The organism is Paenibacillus sp. FSL M7-1046, assembly GCF_038007405.1.
Taxonomy (GTDB): Bacteria; Bacillota; Bacilli; order Paenibacillales; family Paenibacillaceae; genus Paenibacillus_AQ.
Genome location: NZ_JBBOXB010000001.1, coordinates 1433323 through 1452643 on the forward strand (window position 1 = coordinate 1433323; position 19321 = coordinate 1452643).

General features: G+C 42.6%; 18 protein-coding genes. 9 read left to right on the forward strand and 9 right to left on the reverse strand.

Annotated elements, in window-relative coordinates:
* The first annotated feature begins 295 nt into the window (after positions 1–295).
* Entirely contained in the window at positions 296–1237 is a 942-nt protein-coding gene (locus NYE29_RS06105; RefSeq protein ID WP_340894868.1) for an AraC family transcriptional regulator, read from the forward strand.
* Between the two features lie 17 nt (positions 1238–1254).
* Here the strand turns inward: NYE29_RS06105 and NYE29_RS06110 are convergent, their stop codons facing one another.
* A complete protein-coding gene (locus NYE29_RS06110; protein ID WP_340894870.1) occupies positions 1255–1641 on the reverse strand; it encodes a winged helix-turn-helix transcriptional regulator in 387 nt (128 codons plus the stop codon).
* Positions 1642–1831: 190 nt separating this feature from the next.
* On the opposite strand from NYE29_RS06110, the gene NYE29_RS06115 reads away from it, so the two are divergent.
* Positions 1832–2365, forward strand: coding sequence for an NAD(P)H-dependent oxidoreductase (locus NYE29_RS06115; RefSeq protein ID WP_340894871.1), 534 nt, complete (start codon positions 1832–1834; stop codon positions 2363–2365).
* A gap of 153 nt (positions 2366–2518) precedes the next feature.
* On the opposite strand, the gene NYE29_RS06120 is transcribed toward NYE29_RS06115, so the two are convergent.
* Positions 2519–3685 (reverse strand): DUF4317 domain-containing protein, encoded by a 1167-nt coding sequence (locus NYE29_RS06120; RefSeq protein ID WP_340894872.1) that lies wholly within the window; start codon positions 3683–3685, stop codon positions 2519–2521.
* A 113-nt stretch (positions 3686–3798) separates the two neighbouring features.
* Between NYE29_RS06120 and NYE29_RS06125 the strand changes: the two genes are divergently transcribed.
* Both NYE29_RS06125 and NYE29_RS34525 read left to right on the forward strand, forming a co-directional pair.
* Positions 3799–4392: a DUF4304 domain-containing protein gene (locus NYE29_RS06125; protein WP_340894873.1), complete on the forward strand. Its 594-nt coding sequence runs from the start codon at positions 3799–3801 to the stop codon at positions 4390–4392.
* Between the two features lie 120 nt (positions 4393–4512).
* A complete protein-coding gene (locus NYE29_RS34525; RefSeq protein ID WP_222850467.1) occupies positions 4513–4602 on the forward strand; it encodes a putative holin-like toxin in 90 nt (29 codons plus the stop codon).
* 284 nt (positions 4603–4886) lie between these two features.
* On the opposite strand, the gene NYE29_RS06130 is transcribed toward NYE29_RS34525, so the two are convergent.
* Positions 4887–6221, reverse strand: coding sequence for a metal-dependent hydrolase family protein (locus NYE29_RS06130; protein ID WP_340894874.1), 1335 nt, complete (start codon positions 6219–6221; stop codon positions 4887–4889).
* A gap of 169 nt (positions 6222–6390) precedes the next feature.
* The gene (locus NYE29_RS06135; RefSeq protein WP_340894875.1) at positions 6391–6999 is read right to left on the reverse strand and encodes a TetR/AcrR family transcriptional regulator; all 609 of its coding nucleotides are present in this window, start codon (positions 6997–6999) and stop codon (positions 6391–6393) included.
* 490 nt (positions 7000–7489) lie between these two features.
* Between NYE29_RS06135 and NYE29_RS34530 the strand changes: the two genes are divergently transcribed.
* The gene (locus tag NYE29_RS34530) at positions 7490–7645 is read left to right on the forward strand and encodes a putative holin-like toxin (protein ID WP_445322155.1); all 156 of its coding nucleotides are present in this window, start codon (positions 7490–7492) and stop codon (positions 7643–7645) included.
* Positions 7646–7922: 277 nt separating this feature from the next.
* On the opposite strand, the gene NYE29_RS06140 is transcribed toward NYE29_RS34530, so the two are convergent.
* The 3 genes from NYE29_RS06140 to NYE29_RS06150 all read right to left on the reverse strand — a co-directional run bounded on the left by NYE29_RS06140 (position 7923) and on the right by NYE29_RS06150 (position 12302).
* Positions 7923–8804 carry an aminoglycoside 6-adenylyltransferase gene (locus NYE29_RS06140; RefSeq protein WP_340894876.1) on the reverse strand — a complete coding sequence of 294 codons (882 nt, stop codon included), beginning with the start codon at positions 8802–8804 and terminating at the stop codon, positions 7923–7925.
* Between the two features lie 373 nt (positions 8805–9177).
* Positions 9178–11187, reverse strand: a complete 2010-nt coding sequence (locus NYE29_RS06145; protein WP_340894877.1) for a serine hydrolase — start codon at positions 11185–11187, stop codon at positions 9178–9180.
* A 305-nt stretch (positions 11188–11492) separates the two neighbouring features.
* Positions 11493–12302, reverse strand: coding sequence for a hypothetical protein (locus NYE29_RS06150; RefSeq protein WP_340894878.1), 810 nt, complete (start codon positions 12300–12302; stop codon positions 11493–11495).
* Between the two features lie 209 nt (positions 12303–12511).
* On the opposite strand from NYE29_RS06150, the gene NYE29_RS06155 reads away from it, so the two are divergent.
* The 4 genes from NYE29_RS06155 (at position 12512) to NYE29_RS06170 (ending at position 15750) form a co-directional block, all read left to right on the forward strand.
* A complete protein-coding gene (locus tag NYE29_RS06155; RefSeq protein WP_340894879.1) occupies positions 12512–13453 on the forward strand; it encodes an ABC transporter ATP-binding protein in 942 nt (313 codons plus the stop codon).
* Positions 13454–13484: 31 nt separating this feature from the next.
* Positions 13485–14228, forward strand: coding sequence for an ABC transporter permease (locus NYE29_RS06160; RefSeq protein WP_340894880.1), 744 nt, complete (start codon positions 13485–13487; stop codon positions 14226–14228).
* 21 nt (positions 14229–14249) lie between these two features.
* Positions 14250–15083 carry a MerR family transcriptional regulator gene (locus NYE29_RS06165; protein ID WP_340894881.1) on the forward strand — a complete coding sequence of 278 codons (834 nt, stop codon included), beginning with the start codon at positions 14250–14252 and terminating at the stop codon, positions 15081–15083.
* A 112-nt stretch (positions 15084–15195) separates the two neighbouring features.
* A complete protein-coding gene (locus NYE29_RS06170; RefSeq protein ID WP_340894882.1) occupies positions 15196–15750 on the forward strand; it encodes a dihydrofolate reductase family protein in 555 nt (184 codons plus the stop codon).
* 60 nt (positions 15751–15810) lie between these two features.
* Here NYE29_RS06170 and NYE29_RS06175 read toward each other — a convergent pair whose 3' ends face one another.
* Positions 15811–17535, reverse strand: a complete 1725-nt coding sequence (locus NYE29_RS06175; RefSeq protein WP_340894883.1) for an ABC transporter ATP-binding protein — start codon at positions 17533–17535, stop codon at positions 15811–15813.
* Positions 17532–19265, reverse strand: a complete 1734-nt coding sequence (locus tag NYE29_RS06180; protein ID WP_340894884.1) for an ABC transporter ATP-binding protein — start codon at positions 19263–19265, stop codon at positions 17532–17534. The genes NYE29_RS06175 and NYE29_RS06180 overlap by 4 nt, the downstream gene beginning before the upstream one ends.
* Between the last annotated feature and the right edge of the window lie 56 nt (positions 19266–19321).

Consider the following 19321-nt stretch of genomic DNA (forward strand, 5'->3'; position numbering starts at 1 on the left):
TGTTGAAGAGAGCTATAAAGATTGAACTTGTGGTTTTTCTACTTTGGGGTTGGCAGTGACTCCAGAGAATGTTTGGACTTTCGGCCGCTGTTAGGTTTGGATTTCCTGAATTTAACCGCGATTCGCGGTAGAAATCCAAACCTAAAGGCGGACGCTATCGCTCCTACAGTTCCAAAATTCCCTTCCGCCACTTTTCCCTAAGTTTATATTCTTAAATTCAATCTATATAGTTGAAGTTACCTATTATTCACCTCCAACCAACACAAATTCACGTTAGGGAATGGGAGCAGCGAATATGCCCAGAAAAAAGAAACCTGTCATCGAGTACCGCCATTACAGCTTGCCTATCCATTTCCCTGTCCTGCTGTTAAGCGGGGACCGCTGGAGGATTTCCGATATCAAAAGCGAACATCTCCATTTCCATAACCATTTGGAGATTGGCATTTGCTATTCAGATAGCGGCATCATGGAGATCAAAGGAGAAGCCGTCCCCTTTAAAGCCGGAGATGTGACCTTCCTCCCCAGATACCTGCCCCATACCACGTACAGTTCGCCTGATACTGCAAGTCTGTGGTCCTATCTCTTTTTTTCACCGGAGGAGCTGTTTCAGCATTCCTTCAAAAGTGCCTACAGCAGCTTCGAGCCGAACCTGTGGAGGGTGCTGGGAAAGAACTGTATTTTGAACAAGGAGCAATATCCCAAGGTCTATTCCCTAGCCACGTCGGTCGTAGAGGAGCTCAAGCAGCAGAAGCCTTACTACCAGGAAAGCGCTTACGGTTTGTTACTGTCTCTCTATATAGAATTGCTTAGAATTCATTCCACAAATGAAACGCTGGCCGAACAAGAAGCAGAGCATAGTATGAAGGGCTATTTCGCCATTTCGCCAGCTCTGGAGTATATCACGAAAAACTATATGACCCCCATCACCATCGATTTCCTGGCGGATTTATGCCACTTAAGCACAACGCATTTCCGCAGAAAATTCCATGAAATCATGGGAACGGCACCTCTCGATTTCCTGAGCAGCACCCGAATCGAAGAGGCCTGCAAGCAGCTAAAAAGCACGGATGATTCCATTCTTTCGATCTCCGAGCAGGTCGGCTTTCGTTCTATTTCCAGCTTCAACCGCTGCTTCTCCAGGCTCATGGGAGAGTCGCCCAAACAATGGCGTAAAGGGGCACAGTCCGAAGCGCAGTCGGCGAAGGCGTCGATATTGGAGTTTACGGGGTGGGTGTGAGTTGGGCGTATATGGTTTTAGTAGTAATCTTTCCGATCTTCAAAGTGCTCCGGCGACTTATCCTCCAGCAAGACGATATCTTCTCCTTGCCGTTGTCTCATTTTAATATTCTCTTTTCCCCAAGTACACATAACGTCAACGATCTTATTGGCTGTAACGCCATATTCCGTGAGGCTGTATTCGACTTTCGGCGGCATCTGCGGGTATACATATCTTCTGACGAGTCCATCCTCCTCAAGTTCCCGAAGCTGCTGGATCAGAACCTTTTGTGAAATGCCTTGAATATTGCGCTGTAATTCGCTTGTTCTCTTCGCACCGGGCATCAGTAAGCAGATGATCAGAGATTTCCACTTTCCACCGATGATTTCAAGTGTTGCCTCTATGCCCAGATGATATTGCTTCATTGAATAACACCTCGTTAATGACGATCTTATAACACAGGTCTAAAAATTCATTGTTGCATATATTTTTTTCCGAGTCCAGTACGTACTTTGAAGTAACCATCTTACTTTATTGTGTGTATTTTCTTTTTTCGGGGCCTGCAAGATAATGATGATATTCAAAAAAATACAGGCCTGTGAAGGGAGATTCCCAATGAAAACACTGGTGATTCTGGCACACCCGAACCTTGAGGCTTCAAGGGTCAACCAGCGATGGAAAGAAGAATTGCTGCAATATCCAAGCGATATTACAGTTCATGAGATTTACAAAGAATATCCTAACTGGAATATAGACGTTCCTAGAGAGCAAAATTTATTAGAAGCCTATAATCATATCATCTTTCAATTTCCATTGTACTGGTACAGCTATCCTCCACTATTAAAAAAATGGTTTGACGATGTTTTTGCTTACGGGTGGGCTTATGGTTCAAAAGGTGACAAGCTTAAAGGGAAGAGGTTAGGGCTTGCCATGTCCATCGGCGATAAAAAAGAAAATTATTTGCCGGAGGGCTCTGTTTCTTTTACCGTGGATGAAGTGATCGCGCCTTTCAAAGCCAGTGCAGGACATGTAGGTGCAGTGGCCCTCCCCTACTTTGCTGTCTTCGGAGCTTCATTTCAAGCCAGCGATGAAGAAATTAATAATAGTGCAAAAGAATATATCAACTATATCTTTAAGCACCAAAAGTAACTAAATACAAATACAACAGGGGCTATCCCAAGTCTTTATCTAAGACTTTATGGATAGCCCCTACTTCACAAAAGTGGACAACGCTCCACTTGTGAGCCCTGTGCTCAAACCAACTCAAAGACTGCACGCTTCAACCAGCGCTGTCAAACGAGTCTACAACGTTTCCGTACTGAGCGTAAATCCTTCGATCACGACATCCTCGTCAACCTCGATCATGATGCAGCGTTTTCCTTGATAGTTCACCTGCTTCACATATCTTAGATCCTGCGGGCTGACCGTAATCGTGGCCACCTTCGTCTCGATCTTAATCGATTTTGAAGTATATTTCGGTATAACGCTGCTTGCCTTCATTTCGTAATACTTATCGTCGACGACCGTTTCGAACGCCCGCTCCACCTTTTCCGCCGTCACGTTCTCTACGCCGCTTACCGCCAGGACGCGTTCCACATCTTTGTAATCCAGCTTAGGAGGTTCTTCCTCCCCTTCGCCACCTTCAATGACTAGTTGGATTTCCTCATACACCTGGGCGAGGGTGGCCGTATCGAGCTGTTCGCCCGCCAATTCCTTCACGATATCTTCGAAGAAGCTTCTCTCTTCCAAGGCTGTTACAGATCTCTCGGCATTCAAGACTTGCTCGATGAACTGCGGATCTGGATAATTCGATTTCCCCGTACAATACAGAATGCGGTTCACATCTGAATAGTTGTCCGTTACGCTGGGATAAAAGAACCCTTGCTCCGGTGAACTCAGCTTGATGATCGGATCGACAATGATATTGTACTTAAATTCCCGCTCCACATAATCGAACATGAGGTTTTTGCGCTGCTGTTCCGTAGAATTCACGCTGCACAGAATGAAAGGATGTGCGAACATCTCGTCCTTCTCACTCTCTTCGGCTTCATCATTTCTGGCCTTAGTCGGCCGGTAATACTGCCCGCGAACAAAAGTGATCACCATATCCTTCTCATACTTGACATCTACCAGCATCTTGTCCACCAGCAGCATCATCAGGTCCTGCCATTCTTCGGCATCACCTGTCACCAGACCTTGGTGAAGCATTACCCGTGTCGGGTCTTCCGCTTCCTCCTGAAACTTCAGCTCGAACAGCTTATGATCCAGCTCACCGGTGAGCAGTTTTTTGAAATTGCCCATATACAGTTCCTGCTTCTCTCTGTCCACGAGGCCAAACGGCAGGCGCTCCCAATGATAGATCTCGTTGCTTTCCTTCATAATATACACGTTAAGAATATCGTAGATGTTCATCAAATCATGATCCAGCTTAAACTGCTTGCGTATGTGTGCGACTTCTTTTTTATTCATAATGGGTTCGGCGGCTCCTTAGATGTGTAATAACTTTATTCAGTATAAATGATAAGGAATGAAAATGGTAAGGACGGATTGTCATTATTAATTTTGATTTGGGAGGGCTTCCTTTGCAAGAATTATTTACAGAAATGATCACGAAAGAAGTCAAACCCTTTTTCTCCAAACATGATTATCTTAAAAAAGATCTAAATTTCTACAAACCGGATGATACTCTCGTCTATAAATTCAATTTTCAAAAATCGAAGGCGAACACCTGGAATCACGTCCTGTTCTATATCAACTGCAGTATTCATTCCACCGAGTTAGCGCTATTGCAATCCACTCCGCCCTCGGCGCCACCTCTGGAGAACAAGTCCCACTTCACCGCCCGAATCAGAGAAATCTCTCCCTCCGCTCCCGACCATTATTCGTTAACGCCTGATATCGATCCGGACCAATTATCAGATGAGCTAATGCTGCACTTGGAAGAGGCCCTTACATTCATGCATTCAATGACCAGCGCCAGAGCAATAGTCGATTATTACATGGCAAGGGTAGCGCTGCATTTAAGCGAAGAGACCTTCCGGTTTTTGCTGCAAGCAGGTGATACAGAAGCCGCCGGGCAATATCTGAAGCAGCTGCAATTGAAATACGGAGCCGAAAAGCGCTGGGCGATATTAGAAAAGAAGTATGCGGGTATTTTTGGTGAGTACGGGATTTGATCTATTGTGCAAAAAAAAGAACGCCTAATCAAGACGTTCTTTACACTTAACAACATGGTATAATAGCAGAAGCGATAGAAGGCTATATGGGCGGCCGGCTAATCTCCCGGAAGGGAGGTGATGCCAGTGGAGGTATATCAAGCATTGACGCTAATGATTTCATTTGCGACTCTGGTTGTATTGATCCTATCATTCCACAAAAAGAAATAGGCCGCCCTGCTCAAAGGTAGCGGTCCTATTTCAATGGATAAACCCTTTAAGCCTCCGCCCTTAAAAGCGGCTATTGCGCAGAGAGTCGTGTTACCAGCACGGCTCTCTTTGCATTTTACGCTATTTCTGAACTCATTATACCATACTTTGATTTCAAAAATGTAGTACTACTACAATACATTCCGCCATTACAATGCCAGTTTACGCAGTTGCTTTGTCAAATGAGAGAGCCCCCTCTTAATCCGATCCGCCTATTTCATGGCCAAGCCCACGTCCGCTATAGCTCACTCCCGAACGCCCCAAACCGAATCAAGCAGCTCGTCTACTGCCTGAATTCTGGTCACCGATGGTGTCTGTATAAGATTTCCTTTGACCATAACCATAGCTACATCCGACAAAGCTTTTATGTTGTCCAGCGGGTTCTGCCCGATCACGATTAAATCCGCCTGTTTGCCGATATCTATGCTCCCTGTCAGGTGATCGATTCCTAAAATTTCCGCATTAGTTTTGGTTACCCGTTCAATGACCTGGCTCGAATCCAGCTTCGTTTGTCTCATGTAATGGTCCAGCTCCCGCCACAGATCATAGTGAGTGACATAGGACATCGCGGCATCCGTTCCAATACCAATTTTGATATTATGTTCTACAGCCTGCCGCACCCCCTTCAGCATGGAATCATACACAAGCCGGGAATTCTCCTTAACGGTTTCATTCACCTTCGTCAGGCTCAGGTCCAATTTTGCACTGGGATACGCAGCCTGCAAAGTTGGGATCAATGCAGTGTAGCCCTTTAATGCTCTGGGATTATTCTGGTACAGGCTGATAATCTCCTCATCCATCTCCGCGCCGTGTTCAATAGTATCGACCCCGCCCTTTAGCGCGATTCTCACCCCTTCGGTACTTTCCACATGGGCCGCCACACGTATACCGATTTTATGGGCTTCCTCACAAATAGCGGCGACCTCTTCCTCCGTCATTTGCAAGCGGCCTGCTTCTCCGACCACTTTGGCATCGGTAACCCCGCCAGTCACGCAGATCTTGATTAGGTCTACTCCGTTTTTCACGTTGATCCTTACATTTCTTCTCGCTTCCCAGGGTGAATCGCCAACCAAAGCCAAATAAGGTGCACCATGACCGCCCGTGACGCTCAGGAAATAACCGGACACCAGCAGATTGGGTCCCACAAACTGATTCGCCTTAATTTCATCCCTCAACTGTACATCGGTATAAAAGAATTCCCCTACGCTGCGCATCGTTGTTACACCGGAATGCAGTGCCGTCAGGGCATTTCGCTTCATCCGTTTCTTCAGCACGCTTCTGCCCAGTCTCGTATCCAAAATATGATGAAACACAAAATTCAGCAGCCCTTCGCTGGCTGACAGCGTAAACGGCTTACCGTCGGCAAAAAGATGGACGTGCGCATTGATCAGACCTGGCATCACATATTTCCCCGAACAATCGATCGTCTGATAATGACTCGGGATAACCACATCGCTTGCCTTCCCGATCTCCTGAATCAGTCCGTTTTCATGGATTAGAATCGTCATGTGGGTAGCTACGCCTCTTCCCGTGTCTCCATAAATCACATTACAGTCCTTAAATGCATAACCTGTCTTCATTGTTTCTTCCCCCTTGTCGTGATTACACAGCCCAATAGTGAATTATAAATTCATTATTGGATCAAAAAAATAGGGACTCCTTGTAGATCCACAATTTGAAGTTCGTGACCTAAATATCCCCGATTGCAGCTCTGCGCCCCAGCTCCAGCTTTATTTACGCCCATCGGCGTTATTCATTTAAGCCCTTTACTCCATGCAGCCAGTATAAGCTCAGCGCCTCAAAAATCCGCTTCCGGCTATCGGCGCTCATCTCGCGCTTCAATAAATCCAGAATCATATTAATGACATTGCTCGCGATGATGTTCAGCAGAATCATATTTTCTTCGGTTCCGATCTCATATCTTTTATAATGATCCTTTAAGTAGGGCTTCTTCGTTTCGATCATCAGATCGATCAGCTCGTTTTTGGCATTGCTGTAGACGGTCCCTTTATTTTTTTCAAAAATAATGACGATCTGCATGCTATATTGCGTTAAGAGGTTCATTTGCTCCTGTACGATAGCGGATTTCTTGTCATTATTGGCATCATTAAAAAAAGTCTGGTTATCGATACGAATGCTCTCCACTAACACATTCTTCAAATAGTCCACTAAAGACGGCGGAACAACGGAGTAGAATAAATCCTTTTTATTCTTAAAATAAGTATAAATATTTCCGACGGAAATGTGGATCTCATCAGCAATATCGTTCATTTTGGCATCCGCAAAACCTTTTCGGAAAAACACCTTTAAAGCGGCGGATTCGATTTCTTTTTTCACTTCATCTTTTTTGGCCTGCATGAGGGAGTCTCCTTAATAGTGAATCAGTTATTCATTATTAATGTAAGGCACGGCTTGGGATTTGTCAAACTGTAGAGGGAGGGTGGGAGTGGCAGGTAGAGCCGTTCTGGAGACAAAAAAAGGCGGACGGAATTATGTAAAAAGATGATGATCCATTTCCGCGGCCTGCCAGATCTCTTGTGACGTACAAAAAAGCTCAAAGAAGGACGCAATTACTGCGCATCCATCTTAGAGCTCGACATACGTTCAAACAGAGTTAATAAGCACAAGGTGATAAAAACTCAACCTCCGACACTGCTTACGTTGCATAAAGAACCATCATAGTTGCCAAATCCTATCATAGTTACATCCATTCTAACAAAAAATAAACAAACCAATAGTAGAATCTTATCCACCTAGGAAGAAACTGGTTTGCCATAGTTCAATACTTAACTCACCCATTCTTTTTGTAAACTCAATTGCATAAAGCTTCCATTTCCAAGATCGAAATATGCTATACTTGGTGAGCAATAGAATAGGCTTAAAGGGTCGGTCGGCTACCTCTCTAAGAAGGGAGGGATGCCTTGTGACAGTGTTTGAAGCAATGATGGTTATGCTAACCTTTGGTTCGCTTATCGTAGCGCTGCTGTCCAATAAACGCAAATAGACCGCCCTCCCAACATAGGTTTGCGGTCTATTTGTCGTGTCCTGTTTGTTGAGGCCTACCGCCCTTAAAAGCGGCTGTTGCATGGGGAGTCGTGTTACCAGCACGGCTCTCTTTGCATTGTACGCCTTATCTGCCTTTACTATACCACAGATAAATTAATAAAGTAATAATGTGGATCCAGCGATTCAATGAATTTTGTTGAAAGAATAATTGTTTCTCTGTCGGAAATACGGAAGCCCATTATTCACGATCATCCGCTGAATGGGCTCAATGACATTCAATAAATGCCTTTTGCATCAATAGGCAATTCCCTAACACGCTTAAGATAATTAGTCATATTGGCATCATCTTTGGCATTGTAAGAATATCGAAAATACTCAGCGACATCCTTGGCTAGAACCCTAAACAATTCACACGAAGCGAATATCGAGTTCCACATATTTTCATAATTACTGTCGGAATAAGTTTCCTTATACATTTCCCAATATGATTCGGGAAGATACTTCTTTATATACTTCTCCATTTTCCCTGTAGAAACTTGAAAATCATTTTTGGTACCCACCCACCATGAAATCAATTCGTCCAAGTGAGGTCTGATAACGTGCTCAAACATTTGTTTCGCATACGGTAATTCATCACGCCAAATTCCTTTAGCAACATTTTGCAGGCACCACCAAAAATTATTACAACAACCCAAATATAATTGCTCTGTAGGCTCTTTAACATGATAGTCGATATCCGTGGGGGCAGGAATGCTTGGCAGGCAGTTATCCTTATCTAATAGAGGAACTGTCAATTTATTACTAACATATCCTTCAAGCATAGTTTCTTTAGTTTCTATGTGAAGGTCTATACGATTACCATCTGTAAATAACATTAAATATCCGTAGGACCGAGTAAAATCCATATCTATACCCATAGACTGGTTATTTTTATCAGGCTCCTGAATCATAAGCAATTCACCAAATACATTTACCCATGTCTCGTCTTTTATAAAAGATGAAGTTTCACTTACTACGTAAACAATATCATAATCCTGAAAAATATCCTTGGGAGCATTAGGGTTGGTACGCGAACCGTTCATGTATACCGCACGGATTCGTTCATCCTTTTGAGCAACTTCTAGTATTGAATCAAACATTTCTTTTTCGGTTCTCATATACATCCCCTCCAAATCTTCAAACATACTAGACGTAGCATAGTACAACTGGGATATTTTTACTTACATCTTCTCAGATAAGGTATACCCCAGTGCCTAGTGAAAGGCAACTTCTTTGCTCAATAAAGTTCACCCTCATTTATTCCGTGTAAATTTTTTTCTAAAACGCACCCTATGTAATTAATGAGTTCAGTTTTATAACCGGCTTCTGTAGTCTGCTTAAGACATCGTTACCATGCGTATGTTAAAGCAAGACGCCCCCTCCTTATCATGTAATACGAGGGGGTGAGAAGAACATGGTTGCAATTGTTATAAAATACAACATGGGCTATCCCAAGTCTTTATCAAAGACTTTTAAGGATAGCCCTTAATTTCAATTCAAGGACAGCCGATTGCAGAATAGGCTCAGCAATGCGGCAGCTTCCTGCCTTAAAAGGGGTTCGTTTGACTGGTAGTCCAAGGTTCCAGCGGAATTCCGTGCAATTTCCGGCCCGTACATGCCATTATTCACAATGTACTGCACGGCATCCAAGGCCCAAGGCGCCGTGTCCCCCGCAAGCTTGAACCTGGAGGATTTGCTCATATTTACTCCGGCCATCATCGCCGCCCGCCACATTAAAACAGCAGCCTCCTGGCGCGTAATGGCCGCAGTGACAGCAAAGCTCTGTTCCGGGCTGCGACCTTGCACAAGCCCCAGCTCAATGGCTTTCTGCACATAGCCCAGGTAGTCTTTCTCTTCCGGTTTACTCGTTAATGAGGTATCTTTTGAAGGGGCCATCCCTGTCAAATGCATAAGCCCCGCAATAAACTCTGCCCGGGTCATTTCTTGCTCCGGATGAAAAGCGCTGTCTCCTTTAGGAGTCAATACACCGAGCTGATCGGCTTCATGAATCCATGACGTATAAGGATGCTCATTTCCCACATCCGTATAGACGTTGGGTTCAGGAACTTTTTTCGCCCAGCTATCCATCTTATTGTAAAAGGCATATTGGGTACCGTTGGAATTGATTTTAAAGGGCGCCTTATTCCCGAACTCATCTTCAAACAACAAGGGAGCTAATTCCCGGAGTATATGCGAGCCATAGGGGTCCTTGATTTTCAGCTTGCCATCATCCGTAACGGAAACCTGAAGAATCCAAAAGGGAAGCCGCAGATCCTGATAAATTCCTGTGAGCTGGCCCAGTTCCGCCTGGAATGCGCATGGAGTGGAAGTAGTTGTTGGTGTTCCGGGATAATAATGATCCATAAAGGCTTTGAAAAACGCCTCTCGCAAATCCGGTCCGTCACCGTTAAAAATAACGAAACCGCCTACTTTCTGTTCCGGCATAAGCCACATCCATGAGTGATACCCCGGCAAATCCCCGCCCTTACCTATGACTCGCTGGCCATTGTAGCTATTTTGATAAAAGGATTCAAAGCCGTAGCCTGTGCCAGAAACCTGCGGATGAATTTGATGGTGAATCTGCTGCATATCCTTGACCGAATCCCGGCTTAAAATTCGATTCCCTGCCAGCTGTCCATCATTCAACTGCGCGATCATAAATTTGGCCATGTCCCTTCCGGTGGAGAACATACCGCCATCCGGTGACTCAGCGGGCCTGGACGGATATTCAGGTATCGGGTCTTTTTGGGCCGTATAAGGTACAGCTAGATACTTTCGCAGCTCAGGCGTCAGCTTAAAGCTGCTGTTCCCCATGCCAAGCGGCTTGAAAATATGCTCCTGAACATATTGGGTAAACGGAACCCCGGACAACCGCTCCACGATATCCCCCTGCAAATTAAAGGCATAATTATCGTACCGGTAAGCTTCACCGGGCTCCCGAACAATGGTGGGCACATTTTCCTTGATGAACTGACTATTGGGAACCTCTTTTGCTGAGCCGCCAGCGCTATCCGTATAATCAAATCCGGAGGTGTGAGTCAACAAATGCTCCATGGTGAGTGTTTTATTGGTTTTATTGACAATTTCCAAGTCTCCCAGATAAGTTTGGAGATCAGCCTGTAAATCAATGGCTCCCTGTTCGGCCAACTGCATGACAGCTGTTGCGGTGAACAATTTCGAAATGGAAGCAACACGGAAAACAGTCTTTTCCGGATCAATGGGCTTCTTGCTGCTGATATCGGCGTAGCCATAGCCTTTTTCAAGCAAAACCTGATCATTCTTGACTAAAACAACGGCAGCCCCTGCAAGCTGCTGCTTAATTTTCGGCTGATTAAAGAATTGGTCTGCAAAAACCTCCGCTTCCTTCGCTTCCGTTACCCCGGTGGCTTGTTGTTTTAGGGCGGATGCAGAGACTGTCAGCTGCGGGACAAACGAAGCTATGAGCAAACTGCTTAATACGGGCAAAAGAACTTTCCGATGTACGAATGTACGAATATACATTAGACTGCCTCCTGTTTTTGAATGTCTAGATGAATGTGTCGCATCGGCAGCAAGAGTTCCGTTGATATTATTAATCGCCTTAACTTCCTATTCTTTTGTGAGCTCGCCAAGCTGTAATAACGGCAATGACACCACTCCTTTTCATGTATTGCGGGTTGATCCGGGACATCCCCAACCTAACAGAAGCATTGTCATAAAGCCGAGTGACAACTCGTCATAACTTTCATACGACAAGAAAAAGCCGGGGAAAAACAGGAGTGAGTCCCTGAATTTCACGCGGCTCTTAGCATGACTTTTTACGCTATTTAGAACGGCAAACCGAACAAGCTGAACCGGATAAAATCAACCACGCCATGCGCAAGCATCGCTGAAGTCACATCCCGCTTCCATTGCAAATAAGCAAAAGGCAGTCCGAAAATAACCGTGTACAGTATGACAACAACAAGACCAGAAATCACGCCTTGGCTCATAAAAGCCTCTGGCGTATGAATCAGCACATGCGGGATGACCATCATAAACCAGCAGGCAAACCGCTGCCCCTTCGTAGTAATTCTTCCTTGCAACAGACTAAGACAAAAGGCAAAAAACAAGGTTCGCATGGCGATCTCTTCAAGAACTGCAGGACTTAACGATACGAGAAAGCGTGACAGCGAAATTTGAACATCGAGCTCATTATTGGAGAGCATCAGTCCCACATTTACAGCACCCAAAGCCAGCCCGAAGAGCAGCCCCCATATAATACTGCCCGTCACCCCGCCCTTTCCATTCACTCTCAAAAATTGAACCGGACTCTCCCGATATACTGCAAATGTACTGAATACAGCAAGTGCAGCCATCACGGTAATCAGGAAGCTGCTGATTATGGAGTAGGCACTTCCTTGAAGATAGGATAAGGATACCAGTCCACCCAAAATCAAAGAGATACAAATTTGCTTGGCCGACGGCAACCGATGCCGGAAAAGCAGAAAAATAGAAAGGACCAGTGACCATACATCCATTACAAGCCACATCCGCTGTGTTGCATTAATATCCGATACCACACTCATATTCAAAATAAAGATAACGACAAATACGACAAACATGATCCATATGCCTCGAAGCGATTTGCCCTTCATACTAGCCCTCCCGAACCCTATGTTGTTCCACGGTCACCATCATATCGGAATAAGCCGCCGATTGTCTGTGAACTTAACAACATTAAAGGCCCTATACTGACAGAGAATATAATGGTGGGCGGCATCGCTAAGGTCCAAATAGACCCTTGACTTTCCCATTGTAGGATAGTTTATGATCGCTTTACATAACCAGTAAGGGAGTGGAATAATTGGAAGCTATTATAGTGAAGGAACTGAGTAAGATATTTAAAAATGGAAAAAAGGCTTTAAGCAATTTCAACTTAACTGTCTCACAAGGAGAAATTTTTTCTCTGCTTGGCCAAAACGGGGCGGGAAAATCCACATTGATTAACATCCTTACCACTTTCATCTTACCAACTTCCGGTGAAATTATAATTATGGGACATAATTTAAAGAATGAAAGCCAAAGCATCCGAAACTGCATCTCCTGTGTCGCTCAACATACATCCATAGACAAACACATGTCACTTAAGGAGAATTTAGAATTTCAAGGCAGACTGTTCGGTCTAGATTCTACAGCCATACACGCTCGCAGTGAAGAACTAATACAAGCCTTCCACCTAACAGAATATTGTGATTTCAATGTATCCGAATATTCAGGAGGGGTAGCAAGACGGCTCGATATTGCACTGAGTATGATTTCCCATCCAAAAGTTTTATTTTTAGATGAGCCGACCGTTGGCTTGGATATAGAATCAAGACAGATTTTGTGGCAAATGATTAAGACAATTCAAGAGAAGTTTAACACGACTATATTTTTGACAACTCATTATTTGGAAGAAGCTCAATTATTAAGCAACACAATTTGCATCATGAAAGACGGGCAACCTCTAATTCAAGGCAGCATGGAAGAACTCAGACAATATTTCAGCCAGCCTGTTATTAGAGTTGAGCTTAATACCGTTGATAACATTGCTGCTATTGTAGAACGTTTGAATGCTCAGAATTTTTTAAAACATATAAGAGTCGAGGAAAAGACATTATATATTTCTGTAGATGACAGCTCTGAAGGCTTTGCTACAACAAATTTATTGTTAACCGAAAATAATATCGGATTTTGTGCCATCGAAATTCAAAATCCTTCATTATCCGATATTTTCCTGAAATTCACTAGTAAGTCCATAAGATGAGCTTTTAAATAATTATACGGGAGGAAATAAAATGAGAACCTTCAGCATTGTCTTAAGAAATGTGAAATGGAGATTCAAAAATATGGAAACTATAATTATGACACTCATACAGCCGTTAATTTGGCTGCTATTATTTACAACGATGTTCCAATCTGAAACGTATGTTGGAGATAATTATACGGCTTATACGCTTCCTGGAATTCTGATTCTCGTAACACTTACATCATCCGGTATGAGCGGAATTTCAAATTACTCCTGGAAATCAGAAGGGATTTTTTATCGGATATTCATCTCTCCTGTAAAAAGAAGCTCTATTGTATTAGGACATATTTTTGATGCAGCTATTTTAACTTTTGTCGAAGTTTTTATACTCCTTATTTTTTCTTTTTTCCTGTCAGTCAAAATAGCAACTGGAATGCTCGGGTGCCTGCTCATTATTTTTTTAATCTTCTTGTGCGTTTTTTTTGTAGCAAGCCTCTCCTATGCTCTTAGTATGATTTTCAAAACGGAAAATTCCTTTTTAGCCATTGTTAATACATTCATACTTCCCATCTTTTTTGTGAGTACTTCATTGATGTCTTATGAATATATCCCGGGCGCTTTTAAAATTCCAGTATCGGTAAATCCTTTCACATATGGTATAAATGGTATAAGGGATCTAATTTTACAAAACTCTATTGACTGGAACTCGATATTAGGTACTATCTTGTTATTTCTGATCTTGGGCGTTTCGGCATTTCTGCTCGCTTTACATTTATTGAAAACCAGAAATTAGACAATGTTAGGGAGGATTTCGATGCTTAGAATTAGTGACTTTTCCATTCTTTCGCAGTTAAGTACTAAGATGCTTAGGCATTATGCTGACATTGATTTACTTCCTCCAGGCTTTATTGATGAAAGTACTGGTTATCGGTATTATTATGAACACCAGCTAGCAGTAGCTAACAAAATAAACATGTTGAAAACCATGGGATTCAGTCTGCATCTAATAAAAAAGATTTTATATGAGTATGATGAGGATATTCATCTGATGAAGTTCTTGAATATGCAAGCGGCACAATTGCAGGAGGAAATAAATGAGAAGCAAGATAAAATATTGTTGATAAACTCCATGATTAAACACCTAAACGCTCAGAAAGAGTCATCAAAATATACGGTAACGGTAAAGAAAATACCACAACGACGTGTCATTTATTTACGCGCACAAATCAAGCAGTATCAGGATGAAACTCTGTTATGGAAAAGACTATCCAGGATCGTTCATGGCCAGAATGTGCGACTAAGCTATCCGCATTTTAATATAACAGTTTTTTACGAAGAGGATGTTCAAAATCAAAGGATTGATATTGAAGTCCAAAAATGCATTTCAGGGGATTATGAAAATCTGCAAGAAGCAAATATTAAAATAGAAAAAGAACAAACCGTGGCTTCATTTATCTATGAAGGAAATTATAACAAACTTAGTGAAGTGAATGAAACAATCGCTCGATGGATATTAGATAATGATTATGAACTGAACGGCTCCCCTTTTAATATTTATCATATCTCCCCTGAAGAGGCCAACGAAGCTGCCAACTTATTAACGGAAATTTGTTTTCCTATAAAGAAAAAAACAAATTTCATACGATAATAATGAATATTTGACACTCTCGATGAATGTACCCTTTCTTTTTTAATATGACATAAGGCGACATATTTAAGATTTATAATGGGTAATAGATCAACGAAAGGAGTAACAAATCATGAACCGGAAAATAATTTTAGATTTAGCAGTTACTTTAGATGGTTTTATTGAAGGGACAAACGGGGAGCTTGATTGGTGCATTATGGATTCTGAGATGGAGTTTATTCATTTCTTAAATCAGATTGACACGATTTTGTATGGAAGAACAAGCTATGATTTATGGGGACAATATACTCCAGGAATTGAACAAGATGATACTGAAAAAGAAATTTGGAAATTAATTCATAGTAAAGGAAAATACGTGTTTTCCAGGACACAAAAAGGGACTGACAATAAAGCAATATTCATAAATGATAATATTCTTGAAGAAGTAAATACATTAAAAAACACGCCTGGCAAAGACATCTGGCTATATGGTGGAGCAAGTCTTATTACAACTTTTATCAATTTAGGGCTTGTTGATGAATTTAGATTATCTGTTCACCCAGTCATTCTGGGAGAAGGAAAACCGTTGTTTATTGATATTAAACAGAGGTTGAATTTGAGAATGGTTAATACAAGAAAGTTCTCCTCTGGCGTTGTGCAACTAATCTATCATTTGAATGAGAAATAAACAAAAAAAATGAAGCGGGCATACGCCCGCTCCATTCCTTAATCTTCTGTTTTCCTTAAATCAACCTGCCATATACTGACTTTGGAAAAGTAAATCATAGGTTTCGTTTCTGTTACATAGGTTTTGATGGGTATCAAAGGCTACCACCCTGCCATCTTTTAGAACCATTACCTTGTCGCAGTCCAGAATAGTAGATAAACGATGAGCAATGGAAATCATGGTTTTCCCCGATGAAAGGCTCTTGAGTTCTGTAATGATGTCATTCTCATTTTCGTTGTCAAGAGCGCTGGTACTTTCGTCAAAAATGATGATGTCCCTGTCCTGTAACAAAGCACGGGCAATCGATAAGCGCTGTCTCTGGCCTCCTGAAAGCTGTACACCCTTTTCTCCGATTATCGTATCCAATTTATTCTGCAAGGTTTCAATGAAGTCATAAATACTCGCTCTGCGGCAGCACTCTATCAATTCCGCATCGGTTGCGCCGGCCTTTGCCAGCAATAAGTTTTCTCTGATCGTCATATTGAAAAGAACGGGTTCCTGCACAACTATACTAACTTTTTCTGACACACTCTCGCTGTTCACCGTATAGATATCAATGCCGCTAATCTGTACAGTCCCCCCTTGCGGGTTAATCTGCCCGGTCAGCAGTTTAGCGATTGTAGACTTGCCGCTGCCGCTTTCTCCAACGATGGCCAGATGTTCGCCCTTACTCACGGAGAACGAAATACCGTCAAGAGCAAATGCTTCGTTCCCCTCATAGGTAAATCTCAGATTTTCAACATTTAGATCTGTCCCGTCAATTTTCTTATAGGGTCTCTTGCCTGCTTCTAAATTTAATATCTCGATCACTTTTCCGATATTCACTGAATCATTCTTATAATTCATCATGGAATTACTAATGCTCTCTATGTACCCGAAGAACTGCCCGTAAAAGCTGATAAAAACGAGCAGTACACCGACTTGCGAGTAGCCCTTAATTACAAATAATCCGCCAATAAAGTAGATAAACAGCTGGGTAATGAAGTTTTTCGTGAAGAATGAATAGGTAATCCCCAGATGCAAATAGAGCTGGTTGAGGAACCAAATATGCCTTATTTTCTTGTAGTGTCCGTTTAATTCATCCAATTGTGCGTCTTCAAGGTTATTGGTCTTAACATCCTTCCAGTTCTGAAAATTCGAGTGTAGGAAGGATTCATATTTAATTTGCAGTTTCCATAGTTCCTCTCCGGTTGTCTTCGTTTTACCTCCCAAAAAATTAACCGTAAATAAAGAGACCGGAACAAAAACAAAACTGAGGAGCGCGATTCGCCAGTCGTAGCATAACAAAATAACCGCCAGCGCAGCAGCGTAAACGACAGCATAGATAAAATCTAATATATGGGTCGTAAAAAAGTTCCCGGCAGCAGTGGAATCGTTCTCAATCCGGCTTCTAACGTCGCCAATGCTATATTTGCTATATACATCATTATCAAGGCTGATATACTTTTTCAGCAATTTATTCTTTATTCTCAGGTCATATTTTAGTATTAACCGGTTGGAAAACCGCTTACTGACCGCAATCCCGATTGTCGCGAACAGGAAAACAGCCAGATAACCGCTGATGACCGGCCACAGCTCGTTCATATTCTTATCTACTAAAACACGATTAACCAAAAACGAATACAAGAACAGAGGGATAAGCCCGAATATTAAGTTCCACAGCTTGAAAAAGCCGAGCGCAATCAACGGCTTGTTAATACCGTCTATATCCCGGGTTAATGCCTTAAATGTGTCCAAGCGTTTCATACAGCTTCACCTCCTAAACACTGTTCGCTGAATAAGTCTATATACGTTTTATTGTTTCTAATCAGTACGTCGTGAGTATCAAAGCCTTTGACAACGCCATCCGCTAAAACCGCGATTTTATCACAGCTTTTAATGGTGGAAAAACGGTGGGCAATGATAATAAGCGTCCGATCTTGTGACATCTCACTCATCACGTTCCGGATAAGCGCTTCGTTCCGGCTGTCGAGGAATGCTGTGGCTTCGTCGAAGACCAAAATCTTAGGATTCTTGACAAGTATCCTTGCGATAGCCAGACGCTGCTTCTGCCCGCCGGATAATTCCTGCCCTTCAGTCCCAAGCAGCGTGTCCAGTCCGTCAGGGAATGTCAGGACAACATCATAAAGGGCGGCTTTCTTAATCGCTTCCATTAATGCGTCATCATTATCCTTGTTGTTGGTAAATGAAAGATTGTAACGCAGGGTATTATCGTAAAGGATGGTCTCCTGATGGACAATCCCCACCTGGCTCCGCAAGCTATGCAGGTTATACTCATTGACATTCATTCCGTCGATCAGAAGCTCGCCGCTGTCAACACTATATAGATTGTAGAGCAGGTTCCCCATCGTTGTTTTACCTGCGCCGCTTTTTCCGACAATGCCAATCGTGCTTCCTGCATCCACGCGGAGATTGAATCCGTTCAGAACAGGTCTATCTTCGGTGTATCCAAAGGTGACATTGTTAAATTCAATCTTGCCCTCCTTTATTTGTTTTGGAGGATGGTTTTCTTTGTAATCTTCTTCCTCTTCATTCAATATATCCACGACACGTTGTAAGGAGACGGTCTGTCCCCAGACATCGACAATTTTGCTGTTGATGGAGCTGAAGTAGTTCACAGCTATATTGAAATAGCTTATGGCGGCCACAAAAACGCCGAGCTGCATTTGGCCTTTAACGATGAAATAGGCGCAGATCACAAATATCAACAGCTGTGCGATAAGTGTGATGAACGAATTAAGCCTTTCTGTCGTCACTTCGATTCTTCCGTTTTCCACGTTCATTTTATTGATGGATGTCGTTTTTCTTAAATAAACGCTCCTTACTTTTTTACTTGCGTTAAGGATTTTTATCTCCCGCAAATTTTTCACAATCTCAAATAAGTAAGAGGATAGTTTACCCTGTTCCGCTGCAATGTCTTTATTGACCTTCTGCGCTCTTGCCTTGAAATATTTTGAGCTAAAAAACACGACGGGAACCAGCACGACCGTAAAAGCCCCCAGAAATATATTGTAGTAAAACATGAAGCAGACAGCGAATAGGATATGCAGAAAGTTGGAGTATCCCCAAAGTCCGCTCCAGAAAATGAGATTCATAATATCCGTGGCGTCGTGGTTCATTCGGCTGATCATATCCCCGCTGTACATCCCGGAGAGGTCTTTCCCTTTTTTATGTAATATCTTTTTGAAAAGAGCCCGCCGTATATCAAAGACAAAACCCGTCATCAATTGCGAGGAAATGAGATTGTTTAACGTCGCAACGACAAACTGATTGAAAATGAGTATGCCGGCATAGATTAAGCACAAATTCAAAAAGGCGCTCATGTCTTTATCATAAAAAGCGATATTGATAATTCTCCCGTTGAGGAACGGATAAATAAGATTGATCATCGTCATTAATGTAGTGATTATGAACCCGCATAAAAGTACCCATTTGTGCATCAGCATAAATTTAGTGAACCATTGCCTTTTTGTCATAAACTCACCGCTTTCCATATATTCACAAATGATATTGTAGCACAAACGTTCGTATG